Genomic DNA, 20738 nt, shown 5'->3' with positions numbered 1-20738 from the left:
TGATAGCTATTGCCTATCAAGCATCCCCACCTAACCGCCGCGCCTCGCGCAATAGGCTTTCCAGAACGGGCGTATGCGGTTCGCGCCATGGCGCAACGAGACCAACCGAATGCGCCGGTTCCGAGCCGATCAATGGGATCAAGTCCACGTTTTTTCCGCTGGCATGGAAGCGTGCGGCATCCTCGGGCAAGACTGTCATCCAGCCGCCCGCCTCGACCGTTGCCATCAGGACAACGGTGGAATTCGACTCGATCCACGCCTCGGGTGTCACCTCAACCGCCGCGAAATTGCGGTTGATGATGCGGCGGTTCTGCATGTCGGGCGTCAGCAAACAGAGCGGCTCTCCCGCCATTTCAGCCCAGCCCACATGCTCGCGCCCGGCAAAACGTGCGCCCTTGGCACAGACCAAAAGGTAACGCTCTTCATAGAGCGGCTCCATGCTGACCCGCCCCATCGGCTCGTTGTCGAGATAGGAAATGCCCGCGTCGATCTCGAGATTATCTAGCATCGACAGGATCTCGATCGAGGTACGCGACAGGATCGTGAACCGCACCTTGGGATGCTTGGCATTGAACCGATGACAGAGCCGCGCCGCCCATGTCAGCGCAGTGGGAATGGCCGCAATCCGCAACTGGCCGGACAAGCCATGCCGCTTGGCGCGCATCTCTTCGCGCAATTGTCGGGCGTCGCCAACGATCCGGCGCGCCCAGACCAGCGTGGCTTGCCCCTCTGGCGTCAGCCCACCATAGCGTGAGCCCCGAAAAATGAGCTGCACGCCCAATTGTTCCTCAAGCTGCTTGATCCCGGCTGAGAGCGACGGTTGTGTGATCCCGATCCGAACCGCCGCACGGCCGAAATGCCCCTCTTGCGCGACCGCGATGAACATTTCCAGCTTGTCGATCATGATTGCCCCAGCGAATGAAATGCAGGAGATTCGATAGAAACCACAAATGGACACACGCCCGCAAGCCTGCACTAGCGGCCTGTGATCCCTCCTGGCAGGAGCGTAGCCGGGGCTAAAGATGCGCATGGGAAGCACTACGGCAACGTCATCAAAGTCGCGCCGCAGATTGTTTTCAGAAAAAACCCGCCAGCTTGGGCTGGCGGGTTTGTATAATCGTCAGAGGAACGTGAAATCATCCACCGTCAGTTGCGCGGCGGTGACCCCTTCGATGAGGATGGTGTTGCCATTCACCGTCATCTGCGCGCCGCCCGTCACGTCGACGATATTCATCGCCGTGACGAATCCCGCCAGGCCGTTGCCGCCGTTGTTGATATTCTCAACGCCGGTATCGGGATCAAAACGACGGATGAAGAAGCTATCCAAACCGTCCTCGAAATCGGTGATCACATCCGCCTCGCCATCGAAGAAGGCGCTGAAGACGAACTGATCAGCCCCGGTTCCGCCGGTGATCACATCGTTGCCAGCACCCGCGTTGATCGTGTCATTGCCCGCGCCGCCGTCGATGGTGTCGTTGCGCCCGCCGCCGGCAAGGAAATCATTGCCCTCGCCGCCAAGGATGCTGTCGTCGCCTTCACCACCACCCACACTGTCATTGCCCGCACCTGCGTCAATCGTGTCGCGCCCGGTGCCGCCGCCGATATCATCCGCACCCTCGCCACCGTCGATGAGGTCATTGCCAAAGCTGCCCGACATGCTGTCGTTGCCATCGCCGCCCGAGAGCGTGTCGTCGCCCGCGCCGCCTGCAACCACGTCATTGCCAGCCCCGCCGGTCACGGAGTCGTCTCCGAACCCGGCCCCGATGATGTCATCGCCCTCACCGCCATCAATGGTATCATTGCCGAGGCCACCGCCGATGTTGTCGTTGCCAAGGCCGCCCGAAATAAGGTCATTGCCATCCGCCCCGGCGATCGAGTCATTGCCCGCCCCGCCGTCGAGAATGTCATTGCCTGACTGTCCGAAGACACCGTCATCGCCGCCCTCACCGCGTAGCACGTCATCGCCCGAATTCCCGATCAAGGTATCCGCCAATTCTGTGCCGACGCTGGCCAAAGGCACATCCAGCGCTGAGGTCAGGAAACTTTCGTCATTGGTCAGCGCGAAATCCAGCACGGCATTCTCGAAGGCTTCGCTGCCCTCTTGCAATCCCGCAGCCAGTGCCGCCTCGCGCGCGGTGGCAAGCACCTCCGGATCAAGCGTATCGAGCGAAACAATCGCGCCGGGGAAATCCGATTGGTAAAACCCATTCGGGCTCTCGCCGGACTCGTAAGAAAAAAGGCTATCCCCGAGACTGCTGATCCGCCAATCATCGCGATACGCGCCATAGAGCTCTGAGAAGACCAAAGGCCGCGCCAAGACGGTGCCATCGGCCCGCGCAATATCATTGTCCGGGTTGCCATCCCCATCCCCAAGCAGCCCCTCAAGCGATCCGAGCAGTTCGGCGTTCAGGCGCACATCTAGGTCAAGCCGCCCTTCTCGCACCCGCACGACAACCTGACTGTCGCCATTGCCGATCGCACCATCCGCGCCGGGATAAACAATGGTGTAAACATCGCCGCGCCGGTAAATGCGCCCCTCGCCCACATCAAGAGAGGACCCATCCGCAAGCGCCACAACCGCACCATTCACGTGCAACGGATCAGGATCTGCAGCGTCAATCATCACTGCCGTGCCGTCGAGATTGGTGGCAATGGCCTCATTGACGCTGACATTCGCGGCCACCGGCACCATGCGCGCCTGCAAGGCAAAGCCCTGCGCATCGGTCGATTGCAACAGGACGAACTCACCTGCTGCCTGAAAATCGTAATCCACGCCATCCAAAGTCTTGAGATGCGGATCGCCAGAGACCCAAGCCGGGAAAGCATCGGTTGAGAACTGAGGCAAGAGATCCAAAAAGGCATCAATGATATCAGGATTGCCCGGCCCTGTGAAACCGAACGCATCCAGTAACAAGGTTTCGGGCGGCACCCCCTCGAGCGCCGCACGGATCGCGTCAAAGCCAACAGTCAGCAGGCCAAAATCGCCTGCCGCGATGTCTTCCAGAACTCCAATGGACTGGTCGATCACCTGCTGTACGCTCAGCCCATCCGGCACATTATCTGGCGTCAGGATCGCCTCGAGTTGCGCGCGGATTGTCGGAATTGAGAGCGCAAGAAAGCTGAAGTCGGTTGTGATCAAGCTCGCCTCGGCCGCGTCGATCAGGGCAAGGTAGTCTCCGACCGTGATGGCCTCGGGGTTGATGGTGAAGGCGTTGTTCAGATCCTGATCGCCGAGAAAGGTCAGTGCCGTTAGCAATTGTCCGTTCAGCGCTGTCAGATCGTCGACGCTGGTTATGTCAAATGTGTCGGGAAACATTCATAGCTCCATTTCAATACTTGGGCATTATTGCAAAATCTTGTTCAGAGAGGCCCATAAGAGGGCCAAGCCGAACATACACACTCCACCAATCAACCAGCGGGCGCTCGATACCATCCCCTTCATGTCTGCGTTCACTGCAGGCATCCAAGAGGATGGCGTGAAACAACTCACAAAAGCGCCCGGTGAGATGCTGGTTGATCTTATGAGAAAATCTTAGTCTTCACGAAACCGTGAAATCAAGAGGCGCGTGTCCAAACCTGGTGTGAAAATTCCGCCGCCTGCCCCCGGGTGATGCCGGTCGCCCCGCCAACCGGCACCGGGGTGTTGACCCCGTATTAGCGGCGTGAGCGCGCGCTTGGCGTCACCTGCGCGCCGCTTCGTAATCCCGCGTATGCTGATGCTTCCGAAACGGCTATAATTTAGGGCTTTTATCCTAAAATCGCAAAATTCACGTGGCACGGAAAACCGGCAAGGATTTGTCTCATGTGTTTTGCAAATACCCGCGCGGGTTGTTTTTTTTGAGTTTTAGTGTAGGTAGACACCCTTCACACCAGCAAGGAGTTAGGATGACCGATAAAAATTCGGACAAAGGGTTTGTTGCAATTTTAGGTTGGAGCTTGCGTTGCATTGACGCGCTCGAAAAATTTGATCGTAGGTATGTCATCGTCGCTCCCGCTTGGGCTGAATCCTATGCAGTCGAGCACGACATACCGTTTGTTTCCTGGGATTTTGAGCGGCTCAACGACCGTTCCTTCGAACTTGCCACGACACTGAAAGACATGGGGGTCGACGTGGCGATTCCCCTTTTCGAGGAAACGGTCGAGTGGGCGGGTGCTGTTAACTCCGTGTTGATGAAAAACCCGCGCTTGTTGGGTCAATCCATGTTGTTCCGCGATAAATCACTTATGAAACGCCGCGCGCAGTTGGGTGGCATCCGTGTTGGCATCTTTGAGGAAGCCATGGATCAGACGGATGTGATCCGCTTTCTCAGACGCGTGAACCAGACACTGCTGAAACTGGATGGCGACCCGAATGATCCGATCCATTTCAAGGCATTCGACAAGGCGGGGTGTCTGGGGCACCGCGTGATCCGCACTGCTGACGATGTGGCCTCCATCTCGGACGATGAATTTCCGGCGCTTCTGGAAAGCCATCTGGATGGTTGGGAATTCGCAGTCGAGGCGTGGATCAAGGATGGTAAGATCCAGTTCTTGAACATTTCAGAGTATGTCACCCTGGGCTATTCCGTTTTCGTCCCGGCAACCCCTGAATTGGAGCAGTGGCGCGGTCGTATCACGCAGGAAATCGAAAAACTAATTGACGTGTTCGATATTGATTTCGGTTTCATCCACCCGGAGTATTTCGTCACCTCTGACGGAACCATGTACTTCGGCGAAGTGGCCTATCGCCCGCCGGGCTTCAACGTGTTCGAATTGCTCGAACGCGCCTACGGGTTCAACGCGTATCAGGCGCTGGTTCTGGTGTTCGATCCCAAGACAACGCAGGACGAGCTTGATGCCTTCTTTCCGACCCCAGTCACGGATGCGACAGGCCATGCCGGGTGCTTTGGCGTCTATCCCCGCCGCCGTGTGGTCAGCAATCTTGAAATCCCCCCACAGACCGAGAGCCATCCCTATTTTGACTTTCACGAACTCAACCCGCCACATGCGCAAAAGGTAACCAAGCGAACGGCGTTCGGCACGCATTGGGGCCTTGTGTATTTTTATGGCGAGGATGCTGTCGAAATGCGTGACTTGCTTAAGGCGCAAGAAGAGCTGGATTACTATCTGTGACGGTCCCTGCGGGCCACGCCGATGGCTGCGGCACCCATGATGTCGCGCATTTTCGTTGTTGACCCCTTGGGGTCGCCGCATCCTTGAAGTGACGGTTGGCAGCATAAACAGTGCCCCGGCCAATTGAATAAGGGCGACGCTATGGTCGAAGCCGATATGACAGCCCATTTGAACGCCGCTGGACAGCTTGCATCGCTTCTTGACCGGCTCGACCGGCAGATTTGTGGTCTGCAAAGCGCGTCGCGTATTGGCAAGAACAACCATGCGCTGCGCGTGTTGGATGCGGCGCGCCCGGTGCTGCAGCATGAGGACGGATTGCCAGCCTTGCGCCAGCGGGCCGGCCTCATGGACGAGGCTGGGCTGTTCTCTGGCACGGATTGGGGACGTCCGGCGCACCTGCTGCCGAACCTTGTCAAACATACCCTGACACAGGCCAGCCAGCAGACGATCACATTAGAAGCGATGAGCCTGCTACGCTTTCTTGTGGTTGCCAAAGGCGAACATGCGACGCCTGATCTGTCACCTGCGCAGGCCGAACAATTTCTTACGCAGGTTCTGTCGTTCAATCTCGACCGGCTGCTCGGACAGGGCCTGGACGAGGCGCAACGCCACGCGCAAAATGCGCTCACACCGGCTATTGACCGGCTGATGCGGTATCTGTTGCAAGAGGTTGGGACTGACGGTGTCTTGGATCACCTGACAGACGAGATCTGGCGCATCATGGCGCAGCGACCTTTGCAGGTTGATCACGTCAAGGCGATGATCCTGCAGATCGCAAGCGCCCTACAAACCGGAACCGCCCTCACCGCCGACGCCCATCGGGGGGCCGACAGATTGATCAGCGCCTTATTTGGTCCGACCGCCCTGAACCGAGAGGACCCGGGCATTTCAGCTTACATCGACAGACTGTCACGAGCGGACGAGCGCACGGTTCAGGAAGAGGCCTATGCCTTTGCCCGCGCCATGCACGACACGGGGTTGGTATCAGATTATCACGCCAGCTTCTTGCGTTGGGCCATTGAGGCCGATCAGACCAAGGTGCTCCCTGACGCCTTGGGCCTGTCGAGCACCGGGCTTGATGCCCTGCGCTGCTATGAGCCGCTGGTGCGCGCCTTGGTCGATGTCGCCATTCAGCCCGGCACAGCGCAGGCGGTCTATGGGCTGGCGCTTATGTTGGAACGGGGCATTCTGTATTCCCCTCCCGTTGCGCCGTCCCTGTGGCGCCTGTTGGAAACACCACTAACCGAAGAGTGCATCTGCGCTTTAGAGGCAACCTGCGGTACGGCGCTCCCTGCGCGAACGCATCTGATTGCAGGGCTCATCATGTTCTTGGGCCAACCCCTTGGTGTCGGTCAGGGCAACAATCCGACCTGCCAATCTGCCAGGGCCCTGTCGATGTGGGCGTTGAACGATCCGGATTACCTGCTCTGGCTGATCGCACAGGTGGCACGCAGGGACAGGCTGGTGCTGCATTTCGAGGGCGAACCACTCGACACCGCGACCCTACCGCCCGGCCTTGCGACGTCGGCGTTGCTGGATGCCGATCCCATCTCTGTCCTGCTGGTACCGCATCTGGACCGCGCCTATGCCGAAATGGGCCGCCGATGTCTCGGCCGCCCCGAAGACCCACATCGCTGGATCAATCCCGAACTGCACGGCTGGTGGGTTGGGCGCGAGTTTCACATAGCCGTCGATGTCGCCACAGGCGCATTGAAACACTATGAGGATTTCCTGCGCCACTTTCACGCCTGTTACCACCCGCAATACAATGGCAACCAACCAGTCATCCACCCGCAACCTGCCGGGATCGCCGTGACAGACTCGGGCGCGACCTTTGTAGGCTGGCACGCGATCACACTAATCCGGGTAGGTCTGGACCCAACAGGGCATATGCGCGTTTACTTCTTCAATCCCAACAATGACAGCGGACAAGATTGGGGCCACGGTCTCGTTGTCTCGACACAGGGCAGCGGAGAGCGGTTCGGGGAAGGTTCACTACCATTCGAGGATTTTGCCGCGCGGCTCTACTTGTTCCACGATGACGGGCTGACGCCCCGTCCGACAGTGCCGGTGCCGGACGATCAGATTGCGAGTATCGCAGCCAAAGGCCGGAAAAGCTGGGCCGCTGGCCGTGGCGATCTTTGTCCCACACCCCCCGAGTGAAGGGTCAGAAAGGCCCAAGTTTGCGCTGCGCGCTGGCTCGATGAAATCCCCCACGTTAATGCCCGCACCAGCCTTAACCCCCCTGGCGTCCGATGGAGTTTTCGAGGGAGTCGCGCTCGAACGAGCCATTCCTTGGCGTTGAAAGCGCCCTGAACCTTGTTACGGACAAGAACGTCGTTGCTTGCCCGGTTGGCTTAAAAGGTGTGTTCTTTGAGGGCCCGGAGATTTTGCAAAATCGCCAAGCCTAGTTTGGACCGACGGAACCGCAGTGAACCTATTGTGCTTTTCAGGTCCATCCAGTTCCAGTGGTTCGGCAGGTGACAAAGGCGATTTACCTCTCGCATGCCAGCGCATTAGCAAGCACGCGACCACATATAGGCGGGCATCTCGTCATACCCGCCAGCCGAAACCGGCGGGGTTTATCCATTACAGGAACTGAAAATCCTCTACCGTCAGTTGCGCCGCTGTGATGCCCTCGACAAGGATGGTGTTGCCATTCACCGTCATCTGCGCGCCGCCCGCCACGTCGACGATATTCATCGCCGCGACGAACCCGGCAAGCCCATTACCGCCGTTGCTGATATTCTCAACACCGGTATCGGGATCGAAACGGCGGATGAAGAAGCTGTCGATCCCATCTTCGAAATCGGTGATGACATCGACCTCACCGTCGAAGAAGGCGCTGAACACGAACTGATCCGCATCTGCGCCGCCAGTCATCACGTCATTGCCTGCGCCGCCGTTGATTGTGTCATTGCCCGTGCCGCCGTCGATGATGTCGTCCCGTCCACCACCGGCAAGAAAGTCATTGCCGTTGCCACCCGAGATTGTGTCATTGCCCTCGCCGCCGCCGACCCGGTCATTTCCAGCACCGGCGTTGATGGTATCGCGCCCGGTGCCGCCACCGATGTCATCCGCCCCCAAACCTGCGTCGATCAGATCGTTGCCAAAACTGCCAGACATGCTGTCATTTCCGGAGCCACCCGAGAGCGTGTCGTTGCCGGCGCCGCCAGCAACTAAATCCCGGCCGTCGCCACCGATAATGGAATCATTCCCAAAACCACCACCGATAACGTCATCCCCATCGCCGCCGTCGATCGTGTCATTTCCCAGACCACCGCCGATACTGTCATTGCCAGCGCCGCCCGATACGAGGTCATCGCCGTCCGAGGCGGCAATCCGGTCATTGCCAGCCCCCCCGTCAAGCACATCGTTACCTACGCTCCCGGCGATTGTGTCGTCGGTGTCACCGCCAGTAATCGTGTCACCACCCTCAGGCACCTCTGGTGATGAGTCAGAAAGTGTCGCCGCACGGGCAAAATCGATTTCTCTTGAATCGTCAGAAGTTGAAATCCAGCCGGTAGGATTAGAGTAGAAATCAACCAGCCGAATGCTGGATTGACCAAGAGTGCCGATCACAAGGTCATTCCCAAGCCGTTCCAGCAAATTTGTGTTGAAGTCAGCGCTCATCCATGGAGCGAATTCCAGGATGCCGCCAGTATCAACAATGAGCTTATCCCCAAAGCTGCGAGAGACATCCGATCCCTCAAATCCGCCGTTTCCAACGCTCAGTGAATAAGTATCAAAACCCGCCCCGCCATGGACAACGTCATCCCCAAGAAGAGGCAAGATATAGTCGTCTCCATCACCTCCATGGAGAGTGTCAGCACCGTTGCCGCCAAAGAGGGTGTCATTGCCCGCGTCACCATGAAACAGGTTTGCGACGTCGGAGTAAATGTTTGCGCCCAGTGAGAAGTTGAAGAATGACCCTGCACCGATGTTGTCATCACCGGCCCCGCCGTGGATCGTATCCGCAGAGTCAAATCCACCTATCAACAGATCATTATCATTTCCGCCAAAGAACAGATTTGCACCGTTATTAAGCCCTTGGAATTGATCTTCGCCATCTCCGCCATGCGCTTCGAAAAAGGCGGCAAGACCGTCTGACGGACTGGACCCGAAGATCGTGTCATTGCCTGCGCCCCCATCAACAAATCCAGAGACCTTTACGACAAAGGAGATACTGTCGTTGCCCTCGCCGCCGTCAACGGACACAATCGACGGCACTGTCAGGGCGAAGGGCAAGACACCGCTTGTCGCGTCGCCTCTCATGTCGATGATGTCATCGCCCCCGCCTGCGTTGATCATGACGCGCCGCGCGGCAAAACCTCCGCCGGCGTCACTAAGAGAATCGTCGAAATCCGTCAGAATAACTTCAACATCCTCATTTGAGAAAAGGCTACGCGTATCAACAAGCTGCGCGCCATAGGCATCGTTAAAGCCCGATGGATCTAGTCCGATCCAATCGGCAAAGGTCAGGCTTGTGGTCACATCGGGTGTATAGACAAGGCGGACAGTCCCCGCAGCCGGGTCGGGGCCGAAATTCTCTGCAACAATCCGTATGGCCGTGGCTAATGACGCGGGTTGCAACGCCTGCAAGCTCGCGAGATGTTCCGCGTTTGCCAGCGCCGCCGCTGAGACAGCAAATGCTGTCGCATTGTTAAAATCCGCGAACGGCTCTGAGGGCAGCGGCCCAAAACTCCGCTCAAGTGTCGGCAACCCTTCGAAGCGCAAATAGCTCTGGCTGCTCAAACCAAAGAGCGTCAACTGTGCCTCTCCGGTGAAAAAATCTTCGGACGCGAAAAACTCAGGATCGTCGGCGTAGAAAATGGGGGAAAAAACATCCCCAGAACCAGACACTTGCTGTGAAAATGTTCCGAACGCATCGATGTTAAATCGGAAACTGCCGGTTCTTACTTCATCGAACTCCACGAAATGGTAGCTTAACACACCTGAAAGAGCGCCCAGAGGGTCCCAGAACTCGGCGGGCAGAAAAGTGCCATCAACGGTGCCAAACAAGTTACTTATGCTATAACCCGTGAACTGATTGATCCCGACAGAGGAGGAGGAATAGTCAAATAAATGCGTCATGATATTTCCTCTCGGGCATAAAATTCAAATTCCGGAGCGCCTTGGAAAGAGTTTAGATTTACAAATTCTCTGGTCAATCTTTGCCTGCTGAAGTCGGGCGAAAACAATGACCTGCCAGTGAAAAGCTTTGCCGCTCAGAAACGGTTCTTCAAAATGAGCAGCCTGATTTTGATCAACGCGGTGGGAGAATACCAAGACTGCTCCCCCCGCAGATGCCGCAAAATCGGCATCAAAAATGGTGGCTCGGGTGGTTAAAAGATGGCATCGCGCTTCGGCCGAATTATTCCTCCAGCTTTGATGGGGCTTCTTGCTTCCCTTGTAAGCCAAGCTCTTACTTAGGGCAGCAAAGCGCCTATTTTTCGCGCAATTGAGGACGTGAACGGTGGTGGCATTCATTCACGACATTCAAGAATATATCTAAAATGCAATCACATAAAAATGAAATGGCGGAGCCGATGTAGGCCAAAACCATAATCAACGGCAGTATAAATTATTAATAATCAATTGCTTATTAATTCCCCGTGGGGCTGCTTATGTAGTAAAAACAGTGCAGTATTTTCAAAGTAAGTTGGTTGCGGGAGGGCGCATAGACCTAGACCGAACCAGCGCTTTTCTAAACCGACAGTGAACCCGACGTACTAATTACGAATTTTGCCGTCTACGAGTTGGACGCAACCGGATGAAGCCTGCTAAAGCCATTTAACCTATTATGATCGCTAGACTATTTCCTAGACCCACCTTGGACGGCGTTGGATCGCACAGTAGAACGTTTGGCGTACATTCCCTACTAATCCCCTACTCTCGGTCGGCCTTCCGCCCCTTGGCATTCGTGCCGCAAGCCATTCCCGAGCTTCGGGCTTTCGGGGGGCGAGTCCCTTCACCTTCTCCAACCGTGGCGAGACATCCTACTGGGGCGCGCCAGTGGCCGGCGGAAATCGCAGATCGTGAAGCAAGAGCGGAGGCCTACGATGTTGGTGGCCCAGCACATCCGGAACAGCCGCACGACCGACGCGGAGGGCGGGGAGCTGATGGGGTGGATGGCTCCTGCTCCAACCGGCGTCGCAATGCGCCATACTGCGGATGTTCATATCTGCTTTTAGGAGGAGCCACCCGATGCAAGTTACCACAATCGGCCTTGATCTGGCCAAGAACGTTTTCCAAGTTCACGGGACCACGAAAGACGACGAGGTTGCCTTCAATCGACCTTTGAGACGGGCGCAGTTGTTGTCCTTTTTCTCAAAGCTTGAGCCCTGCTTGATTGGTATGGAGGCCTGTAGCAGTGCGCATCATTGGGGGCGTGAGCTGACAGAGCTTGGTCATGATGTTCGGCTGATCCCACCGAGCTATGTGAAGCCATACGTAAAGCGCGGCAAGTCTGACGCGATTGATGCGGAGGCCATTTGTGAGGCAGTGACCCGTCCCACGATGCGATTTGTGGCCATCAAGACAGTCGAACAACAATCGCTATTGTCGGTCCATCGTGCGCGGAACCTATTGGTTCGGCAACGAACCCAACTGATCAATGGTCTACGCGGAATTGCCGCCGAATTTGGCGTGTGTATCGCCAGAGGTCTCGCTCGGGTCATTGGATTTGCAGAGGACATATTGGCTGGCGAGGTTTTGGACTTGCCTGATATCGCGAACGAAGTGATCCGCAATCTCTGTGAACATCTCATGGCACTGCATGCTCGGGTCCGCTGGTACGAAGACCGCCTGAAGCAGGTCGCCAAGGAAGATGCGCGGGTGCGGTTGTTGCGTACCATTCCAGGTGTTGGCGCTGTCACAGCGTCGGCGATTATCGCCAGCATTGGTGACGGCCATCAGTTCAGTAATGGCCGGGAATTTGCAGCTTGGCTGGGTCTGACGCCTGCGAACAAGTCCAGCGGTGGCAAAGAGAAGCTCGGGCGAATTACAAAGATGGGTGATCAATACTTACGATCAATGCTCGTTGTTGGCATGACATCCCTCGTCCGACAAACCAAGTCGCACCCGGAACGCGCAAGTAAATGGCTGACGTCACTGCTGGAACGAAAGCCTGCGCGTTTGGCGACTGTTGCTATGGCCAACAAGACAGCACGGATCGTCTGGGCCGTTCTGACCCGCAAAGAACCATATACACCGCACACTGCCTGAAGGAGGAAGAATCACGAGTTAGCAAGACCCGCGAGATGATGGTGCATAAGTCTGCCGCCAAAACCAAGACACCCCGTCGAAGGTCCTGGGCTCAATTGCCCGCTAAGCTGTAAGGGACTTGGTTTGCGGAACCCATCAGGGCCAGCGGTCAAAACCGCGCAAACAGGCCGGACACATGACTGCTTCTTACAAATGCACAAATCTGATCAAATATGTCTTGCTATGCAGGAGCCATCCACACATGACCTTCGCTGGGTCTTGGATCAATGACCGCAAAGCGCAACATGACGATGATCCGCCGGGAACGAGTCACCGGTCCTTTCCAAGAAAGTTTCCCTCGATCACTATGGGTGAAACCCTAGACATGACTCAGTCATGTCCGCTATGTCGATGAGGCCCCCATCAGCGTGGCTAGGACAAAATAGGGACAGCAAATGCTTTCCAGGATCTGGTCGACCTTATCTGGCCTGACAGAAAGACAAGGCGCAGATGAAATGACGGAGATGCAGTGGCAAGATAGCGTGCTTGGAGAACTTGTTTGTGGACGTCCCCACGGCGATGCAAAGGCTGACAAGACTCTCCAGCACCTCAGCAGAACCATCAACACCTTCTCTACGAAGGGCGTTCGATATCTCCAGGAAGAATTCTCTGATGAATCTAAATACTTTAGCGCTTTCTGTGCTCGCGTTGTTTTGGAGAATTCCAGCGCTGCGATTGTCGGTCGTCTAGATCCATTTCGGCTTTTATATCTCAATGAATTCCAAAGCCAACCCAGCTTTGAACATGGCGCCCCCGCGAAGTCCGGCTTCAGATGGCAAGGCGATGTCATGAATCCGGACAAGCCGCTTGGGCAGGACAGAATATGGTCGAGCGACGTCGATATTGCGAAGATCAGCCGCTCTCTGTTTTCTGAGCACTTCGATCACCTAATATGGAGACCGGCGTATAGTGAGCTTCTCGACCAAATTCAGAACTCTGGGCGTGATGAGTTTGAGGAGCTTATCAGCATTGAGCCTGAGGCGTTCGTTCCGCGTATGAGGGGTGAGCTTGGCCGTCTCTACTCTAGCCTCTCAAAGGGGGTGCATTGGGATTTTTTCAATTCAGCGATTGAATACGACGAGAGCTCAATCAAGGCAAATCTCCAAGACCTTTTCTCCCGGGTCTCAATTCTAGGATTGACCTCACACTTTATTCCGACGGCATATTCATCTTTGATGCCGGACGATGCCTTCGATATCTACGCTCAAATGCGGAGCCACGTATCATGACACACCCGCTTGTGAACGACGATGACATACATCTAATACTCGCAGCTGAAGATTGTCCGCCCCAAGACTTCGAGCGAATTCATTCTTTTGCTTCAAGTGATGATTTGATCATTCGAAAGCTGTCGGCCCACGGTCCAGTGCTTTTGCGCGGCGGACGGGGCAGCGGTAAAAGTGCTCTAATGATCGAAGCGCATCGGCGCCTGAGAAGCTCAGACACCATTTTCTGCGCTTATGTAAGCTTGCGGCACCTCCCATTATTAAAGTCCGATGGAGATGAGTACATCAACCACTTTGGAAAGATTCTTTCCAAGAGCATTAACAAGGAGCTGCAAGAGCGAGGGCAGCCTGCCGGATTCCCTGATGTTGTCGATGAACTGGGCATACAGCTTGCGCTGAGCGATCTTTCCAGCAGCCAAGGAAAGCGGATAGTGCTGCTTTTCGATGATGCCGCACACATTGGACGTGAGAAGCCGCTTGAGGTGTTCTTCGATCTATTCCGAACGCTTTCAAGTAATGCGGTCTCTTGCAAGGCCGCGATATACCCAGGCGTGACTAAGTTTGGAATCCGATTTGATGTATACAATGACGCGACAGTCCTTGACCTAAATCGATCAGACGTATCAAAGGATTCTTCGTACTTCTATGATGTCTTGAGCGCACGCTATCCTAAGCTTGTAAAATCTGCGACATACTCCGATCGACTGAGTTCTCAGATATTTTCTAGGCTTATAGCGCGGGCTGTCGTAGGAAACATGCGGGCATTTGTATTGACCTGCAATAAGTTCTTGGACATGGAAAAGATTAGTGTCCCAAGTCTAAATCAGACACTCATTGCGATGGCCACGGATTACTATTGGCCACTTATGGAAGAGGTTAAGCCCAAGCTTGGACTTTACGAGCCTTTGATCGCGCCCGCGACGGAAATTTTTGAACTCTTGGTTTCCAATGTTACTAAAAATATGGGATCTGATACCAGAACTCTGGCTCAAGATCGGGTCCTGATTCATCGTCAGCTGGTATCTAAATTCTCCAAAGCATTTGAGATTCTTGAGTACTTGGGGTTTCTCTCAAAGCGAGAGGCGTCAAGGGGGATGAAGTCCGGTGGTCGAGGGCCCGTATTCGCCCTGAACCTTTGCAATATAATCGAGGAAATGCCCTCCGGTCGCCTGACTATTGATGGCATTGGGCAGTGGGTGGATGGAAGCTTGGAACCCGCAGAGGTACATTTGAGCGGCCAGTTGTTTGCGAGCGTAACTCTGCCTAATGTGCTCGATGGAGATGAACTGAAGATCCTCCGGCAGGATATTTCGGTGCTAAAGAAATCCAATGCATACCCTTATGGATTGACCGATGATAAGATTGATCGGCTGCGTGGCGCCGGTATAAATTCTGTTGAGGAGCTCGGAGACTCGAGCGATAAAAAACTACACACAATTTTTGGGATTGGTGAGGCGACAGTAAAACGTATTCGCGATGTTGTGCATCAAGCAATTTGGATGTGAAGAGTAGTGGAGGTGAACGGTTCAGGTTCGGTTTGGTGGTTATTGCGTATAGATCCCGTGCCGGTTCGGCAGCGGGCACATGTGTCTGCGGCTGATTTGCGTACTACGCAGAGCTGCATTTTGGGGGAACTCCGCATACTGCAGACAGCTGTCACGCGCTGCGCTTGGTGAGGGGGCTCGCCATTGATCCGATCTGCCGCTTTGGACTGGCTCCAGCCATCCGTTGGACCAAGCGCGAATGTCCGTAGAGGGCCGAGACCGAAGACTAAACGGTCACCATCCCGAGGGGCGGAGAGCTGCCTTTCGCTACAAATGCTACACAAGGTATCTCGTGTGGTGAAAGCAGACATCGGTCGCCGTGTGATCGGACAACTCAACATTTGCCCCACCGCCTTGTGCGCGCACTCTTTGACTGGGAAGAGAAGGTGATGCAAGGAGGTGTATGGTTGGTCACGAATGATTTCGCTTGTGAACTTGGCACACCACTACTGCAACAAGACAGACGGGCGAATTCGCTAGGAACAAGTCCTCGCTGCGTTTGGCTTTCAAGAGATGGTTTGAATATTGGCGATTAAGAAAAGAGATCGGTCCGCTTTGCCAAAGGGGATGAACGAGGATCTTCTCAGAGAGATATCTAACGAATACCTGCTCCCATTATTTTCGGGCGCGTCTTTAGACGCGTTTTCTGAACGTTCAAGCTCCTCAGAGGCGACTGTCGCCTATCTCAGTCCTCAAAAGATTGGGTTTAAGGTGAACAAATCAGATACATACCGGTTAATATTTCGAAGAGATCAGCCGTTCGCAAAGAAAAAAGACCCTGCCCGAGAAATTCGGGTAATTGAAGCCTTCTCAAGTATCATGGCTGAAATGAACGACGAGCTGAAGGGAGACCTCAAAGGCGATCTGCTCTCGACCTTCCAAAGGCGAGTAGTTGCACGAGCGGTCTCTGAAGAATCCATCGAGAAGAACGTTCTTACCTTGCTCGATCAAATGTCGAGCTGGGCGACGAGACTTTACGAAGGTACGCCAATAACCGGCGCGATAGGCATCGATCCCTTTGCGAAAACGGACACAAGCATCAAATTTGACCAATTTGCTTCGAACGACATCGGTGCCGTTCTGTCGAACGGGTACAACAGCATGCTGGCATTCGATGAAGATCTGAGTTTCATTCAGCACCTTTCTCTAAATCATGAGGTCAAAACGGCTCCGGCAAGCCCTTCGATGCAATCGGCAATTTCTAACTGGACCGCAGATCGAGAAGGCAGGGTTGCAGTTGCACTTAATGGGTATGGAGAGTTGCTAGTCTTTCGCGATGGGCAGCTCCTCTTCTCAAGACGGAATGGGATTTGGCATTTCCTTACCCACAGTCCGATCTTGGGCCAAATGGCTGTGCCGCGTGATCCGAAGATTCGTGGTGCAATATATGAATCTATTCTCGACGCCTCGTTTGGGAGGCGAGGTGCTTGCCTAGGAATTGTTGGTTCTGGTCAACGCGAGAGTTGGCACTCGCTGGTATCCGAATTTGACAGGCTGGACCTAAGAATTTCGGAAAAAACAAAAGTGCTTGGCGCCGTCGTACAGAAGCGGCCCTTCCACGAACTGGACCGTACGCTTAGGGAAGAGTTGCTTTCAATCGATGGAGCAACACTACTGGATCATAAGGGTAATGTGCTGGCAGTCGGTGCTGTGGTAAAAATCAGTAATTCTGGTGATGGCGGCGGCCGGACATCGGCCGCCCAAGGATTGGCGAGGTTCGGTCTTGGAGTCAAAATCTCGCAAGACGGAAGTATAACAGGCTACAGACCTACATCGAGTGGGAGTTCTGAAGTGTCGCCTGCGTTTAGGTTGATGTAGGCCACGGCGCGAACTTCATTCGAATGCAGCTAGAGGAATGTGCCGCCAGAAGCTGTTGGCTTTAAACCCGCTTTGCTTCAATGGATCCCGCTGTATTGAGCCCGCGTGGGGCATTGCGGTTCGTCCAGTAGCATCCTCGCATGGACTTGAAGTTCGGATCGATCTCGACGTGGGCAGCGCCGAAATGAAACTGTTCATCCGTTGGCTGAGGTGCAGAGGTTTCGTTTTTGTAGACATATGTGAGCGTGAACCGACCCGACTCGCGGTCTTTTCTCGGCTCGACTACAAGTGTGTTCGAGGTCGAGTACTTGTCATCGGCATCAAAACGGATGAATAGCCTGAACCAATTCTGAACGATCTCGAATTGCCCGGGCACCAGTGTATTGATGGTTTGCGGGTCGGTGCTCGCAAAATCCAGATGATGCGCCGCCATCACGGCGATGTTTGAGTGGATTTCAGTCTGCCAGCGCCCGTTTAGATCGGGGAAGACCCAGCTGTTTAGCTGCGGGAAAAACCCCCAAAGCTTGCGCCACAGCGGCGTTGCTCCAAGCACCAGGCTAATGAGCCCGAAGGTGGCCGGGGTCGTGTAGATGACACGCATGAGTTCCGAGACCGTCTCCGGCCAGATCAGCACCGCGTTGAAGGCCAGGCTCACCACGAACAGGATGAACAGAACCCAATTCAACGCCGTTTTATCTAAGACTCTGTACAACCGCGAGATTCCTCAAGATGTGGTTTGTTTTTCGCCCGCCCATCATATATCATGTATGATGTGATGTCACGAACCCGGTGGGTCTTATGTCAACTATGAATGCCCATGCTCTGTTTCTCGGCGCGAACACGAGCGCGTCCTACCATCAGGCGATCTTGCTGCCGGATGAGACGCGCCGCGCCTTGCTACAGGCCGACCGAAAGCTTCGTGCCGCCATCCGCCGCGCCGCCTCTGAGGCCGTTCAGTTCGGCAAGCAGATGGCACTTGCCACCGACGCCTATCGCGCCTCTAAGCAAGCACCGCCGACCCTTGATGTCCGCTTCCTTCTCCAAGGGGGCCTTGCCTATGACACCGCCGTCGAACCGGCCATCATGCCGCCGCAGCAATGCGATCGTGACACTGGCGTCTACGTAAAGACTTCGTTCCTGTCCCGTCAGGAACCTGGTCTTGCCGCCAAGAAGTTCTTCGAGCTGGTCGAGAATGCCATCAAGCCTCTGTGTATTGCCGAAGGCTGGACCATCAAGAAGAAGAGTACCTGCGTGCGGGTCGAGATCAGCCCGTTCATGCATATCGACTACCCGCTCTACGCGATCCCCGATGATGCCTTCGAGACCTTGGAAAAGAGCCTTCGCGATGCGACCGGCCAAACGCTGGTGACCGCCGCATCGCAGATGCTCACTCTGATGGATCGTCATCGCACGCTTCGCATCCCGTCGGACCGAATCATGCTCGCACACCGCGAAGAGGGCTGGGTGCAGTCCGACCCCCGCGCCCTTCATGACTGGTTCGAAGAACAGTTCTCACGCTACGGGCCGCAGGTCCGGCGTCAGAGCCGATACTTCAAGGGATGGCGCGATTTTGCTTTCGAGCAAGGCGGGCCGTCTTCGGTTGCGCTCATGGTCTGTATCGCCAACTGCTACCGCGAAGACCTTGTCTCTGCCGACGAGGCAAGAGACGATTTGGCGTTTCATCAGGTCGCAGGTGCGCTTTCCAATTTTTTGCGCGATCCGATTCAGAACCCGGTCTTGGACGTCCCGAGCACCCTAAATGACTGGGACGACATCGAGCGTGCCCGCTATCATAGCGCCGCAAACCAACTGCACGAGACGGTCGGGACCGCGCTGAACGGGCATTACTTGCAAGACCTGACCGTACAGCGCCTTCAGAACGCGCTCGGTCGGCGTGTGCCGAACCGCCCCGACCTTGTCAAAGCTCATAGCAGGGTGCCCGAGGTCGCCGCCCCTGCGGCGGTTATCTCCAGAGCACCGCTTATGACCACGGCGCGCACGACTTCGGGCTGATGGACGCCTGGGAGCGCGTGCGTGAGGTTCTTGCCGGACACGGGTTTACCCTCGTGCCAGGCTCCGGGCGGGATCGGTATCAAGGCCAGGTTAAGGTTGGCACGGTATCAGTATCCTTAGAGATCGAGATTACCGATTACGACTTTCTCGATATGCCAAAAATTCGCGTCCTCAAGCGCGGCGCTCTTCCCAGGCGCCTCACCGCTCATATCGTCAGTGACGGCAGCCTGTGCTATGCGGACAAAGCCACGTTCTTGCTCGACCGCTACCAACCAGATCGCAGTGTGGCCTCCTGTCTTGAGCAGGCCTGTACAACGCTCAACGCATTGCTTCACGGCAACCCGAGCGCAGCCTACATGGCCGAGCTGGCCGCCTATTGGAGCGCCACGCCCTATTGCCTTGTTGATAAACAGTCGGGCTTAACGCGTTGCGTGTTCGGTGTCTGTGCGTTTCAGAACGGTCCCCAGATCCTCATCGCAGGAAAGAGCGAAGAGCGCCTTCAAGCCTGGACCAAAAAGGCCGGAGGGACATTCACCAAGACCTTTGAAGCGCCTGTCGTGCATGCGATTGATGCGATCCGACCGCCATCTTCCGGGACTCTTACACTGAAAGGCGCGACCGACTGGCTTCAGCCGCAAACGGGAAGCGCGCGATCATTGGTCGATCTTGCCATTGGCACGGCCAAGGATAGGCCCGTGCTCCTGATCGCAGCATCGAATGCGATCATCGGGTTCCGCGCGGAAAAGACCACGCTGATCAAGAAGTCGGAGCAAGGGGGATTTAGGGTGTCTGCGCTACCCGGTGTCTGGAAAAAAGAGGCCGGACGCGCGCGCTTGGAGACCTTCCATTGCGTACCTGCCAGCCAAGATGAAATCACTGCGCGCAATCTCGATAGGGCCGCGCCGCTGACGGGGAAGCGGCTCGCAATGATCGGGTGCGGAACGATTGGCGGCTATCTCGCCCGTGCGCTTGTCCAGCTCGGTGCAGGGCACGGTGCTGAATTGCTGCTCATCGACCATGATGACCTTAAGCCGGAAAATCTTGGGCGGCACATCCTGGGCGCGCGCCATCTTTGGCGAAACAAGGCCGTGGCCTTGGCCGACCAAATCGGAAGCGATTTTCCGGACGCGAAGCGTGAGGCCGTCGCCGCGCAGGCGCAGGGCACTTTTGATCGCCTTGCAGGCTATGATCTGGTCATCGATGCAACGGGCGATGAGCAGTTCTCCGAGGCGCTGAATGGCTTCGCGCTCACGCGGATCGGTGGTGCTGAGCCCTTTTCGCCGACGCTATTTACCATGCTCTTTGGCAATGGCCTTGCTGCACAAAGCTATCTTGCCCGCTGGGAAAAAGGCAGAGCTTGCTATCGCTGTCTGAAGCCGCGTTTCGAGGGCGAGTGGCGCTTTAATCCCCTCAAGCCGGAGGCCAGGGAAACCGGCATAGCCATTCGGCCCTGTGCGCAAGGCTCATTCATTCCCTATGCCGTCCCTGCATCTATGCAGGCGGCAGCATTGGCCGCGACCCATGCAAGTGAAGTCTTCCTGGATCGATACGATTATGATTTGCGTACGGTTCAGGTAGTCCCGTCAGCTACTGTCCAAGTTCCATTCAAGAACGTTGAACGAGCAAAAAATTGTCCAGCCTGCTCTACTTGAGTGGAGTACCCCTTCACTCTCAAGTCATTTGAGGACTAGACTCAGGTTAAGTCACCAACTGGCTGTGGACCTAGCCACCGCTCGTCAATTTCCGCTTCTGGGAAGCG

Annotated in this window: 13 protein-coding genes; 8 read left to right on the top strand and 5 right to left on the bottom strand. The window is 55.7% G+C overall.

What is annotated here, in order from left to right:
• Window positions 1–16 precede the first annotated feature (16 nt).
• A complete protein-coding gene (locus ROSMUCSMR3_RS19450; protein ID WP_081508453.1) occupies window positions 17–904 on the bottom strand; it encodes a LysR family transcriptional regulator in 888 nt (295 codons plus the stop codon).
• 216 nt (window positions 905–1120) lie between these two features.
• Window positions 1121–3316 carry a VWD domain-containing protein gene (locus tag ROSMUCSMR3_RS19445; protein WP_081508452.1) on the bottom strand — a complete coding sequence of 732 codons (2196 nt, stop codon included), beginning with the start codon at window positions 3314–3316 and terminating at the stop codon, window positions 1121–1123.
• 569 nt (window positions 3317–3885) lie between these two features.
• Between ROSMUCSMR3_RS19445 and ROSMUCSMR3_RS19440 the strand changes: the two genes are divergently transcribed.
• Entirely contained in the window at window positions 3886–5112 is a 1227-nt protein-coding gene (locus ROSMUCSMR3_RS19440) for an ATP-grasp domain-containing protein (protein WP_081508451.1), read from the top strand.
• A 156-nt stretch (window positions 5113–5268) separates the two neighbouring features.
• Window positions 5269–7275, top strand: coding sequence for a hypothetical protein (locus tag ROSMUCSMR3_RS19435; RefSeq protein ID WP_237183494.1), 2007 nt, complete (start codon window positions 5269–5271; stop codon window positions 7273–7275).
• A gap of 426 nt (window positions 7276–7701) precedes the next feature.
• Here the strand turns inward: ROSMUCSMR3_RS19435 and ROSMUCSMR3_RS21730 are convergent, their stop codons facing one another.
• Window positions 7702–10206 (bottom strand): calcium-binding protein, encoded by a 2505-nt coding sequence (locus tag ROSMUCSMR3_RS21730; protein ID WP_157667366.1) that lies wholly within the window; start codon window positions 10204–10206, stop codon window positions 7702–7704.
• 24 nt (window positions 10207–10230) lie between these two features.
• Complete coding sequence (locus tag ROSMUCSMR3_RS21355) at window positions 10231–10602, bottom strand: hypothetical protein (protein WP_157667365.1); 372 nt, start codon at window positions 10600–10602, stop codon at window positions 10231–10233.
• 717 nt (window positions 10603–11319) lie between these two features.
• Here ROSMUCSMR3_RS21355 and ROSMUCSMR3_RS19425 point away from each other — a divergent pair.
• The 4 genes from ROSMUCSMR3_RS19425 to ROSMUCSMR3_RS19405 all read left to right on the top strand — a co-directional run bounded on the left by ROSMUCSMR3_RS19425 (window position 11320) and on the right by ROSMUCSMR3_RS19405 (window position 16966).
• The gene (locus ROSMUCSMR3_RS19425; RefSeq protein WP_081508449.1) at window positions 11320–12339 is read left to right on the top strand and encodes an IS110 family transposase; all 1020 of its coding nucleotides are present in this window, start codon (window positions 11320–11322) and stop codon (window positions 12337–12339) included.
• A gap of 434 nt (window positions 12340–12773) precedes the next feature.
• Window positions 12774–13607 (top strand): hypothetical protein, encoded by an 834-nt coding sequence (locus ROSMUCSMR3_RS19415; RefSeq protein WP_157667364.1) that lies wholly within the window; start codon window positions 12774–12776, stop codon window positions 13605–13607.
• The gene (locus ROSMUCSMR3_RS19410; protein WP_157667363.1) at window positions 13604–15109 is read left to right on the top strand and encodes a helix-hairpin-helix domain-containing protein; all 1506 of its coding nucleotides are present in this window, start codon (window positions 13604–13606) and stop codon (window positions 15107–15109) included. The genes ROSMUCSMR3_RS19415 and ROSMUCSMR3_RS19410 overlap by 4 nt, the downstream gene beginning before the upstream one ends.
• A 606-nt stretch (window positions 15110–15715) precedes the next feature.
• Window positions 15716–16966, top strand: coding sequence for a hypothetical protein (locus ROSMUCSMR3_RS19405; RefSeq protein ID WP_081508446.1), 1251 nt, complete (start codon window positions 15716–15718; stop codon window positions 16964–16966).
• A gap of 61 nt (window positions 16967–17027) precedes the next feature.
• On the opposite strand, the gene ROSMUCSMR3_RS19400 is transcribed toward ROSMUCSMR3_RS19405, so the two are convergent.
• Window positions 17028–17651 (bottom strand): hypothetical protein, encoded by a 624-nt coding sequence (locus tag ROSMUCSMR3_RS19400; RefSeq protein WP_237183493.1) that lies wholly within the window; start codon window positions 17649–17651, stop codon window positions 17028–17030.
• Window positions 17652–17764: 113 nt separating this feature from the next.
• On the opposite strand from ROSMUCSMR3_RS19400, the gene ROSMUCSMR3_RS19395 reads away from it, so the two are divergent.
• Window positions 17765–18979, top strand: coding sequence for a CBASS cGAMP synthase (locus ROSMUCSMR3_RS19395; RefSeq protein WP_081508444.1), 1215 nt, complete (start codon window positions 17765–17767; stop codon window positions 18977–18979).
• Window positions 18979–20631 (top strand): ThiF family adenylyltransferase, encoded by a 1653-nt coding sequence (locus ROSMUCSMR3_RS19390; RefSeq protein WP_081508443.1) that lies wholly within the window; start codon window positions 18979–18981, stop codon window positions 20629–20631. Before ROSMUCSMR3_RS19395 ends, ROSMUCSMR3_RS19390 begins: the two co-directional genes overlap by 1 nt.
• Window positions 20632–20738: the final 107 nt, after the last annotated feature.

Origin of the sequence: Roseovarius mucosus (assembly GCF_002080415.1) — a bacterium.
Taxonomy (GTDB): Bacteria; Pseudomonadota; Alphaproteobacteria; order Rhodobacterales; family Rhodobacteraceae; genus Roseovarius; species Roseovarius mucosus_A.
Note: the sequence above shows the minus strand (reverse complement) of the source record. Positions and strands in the feature narration are given on the sequence as shown.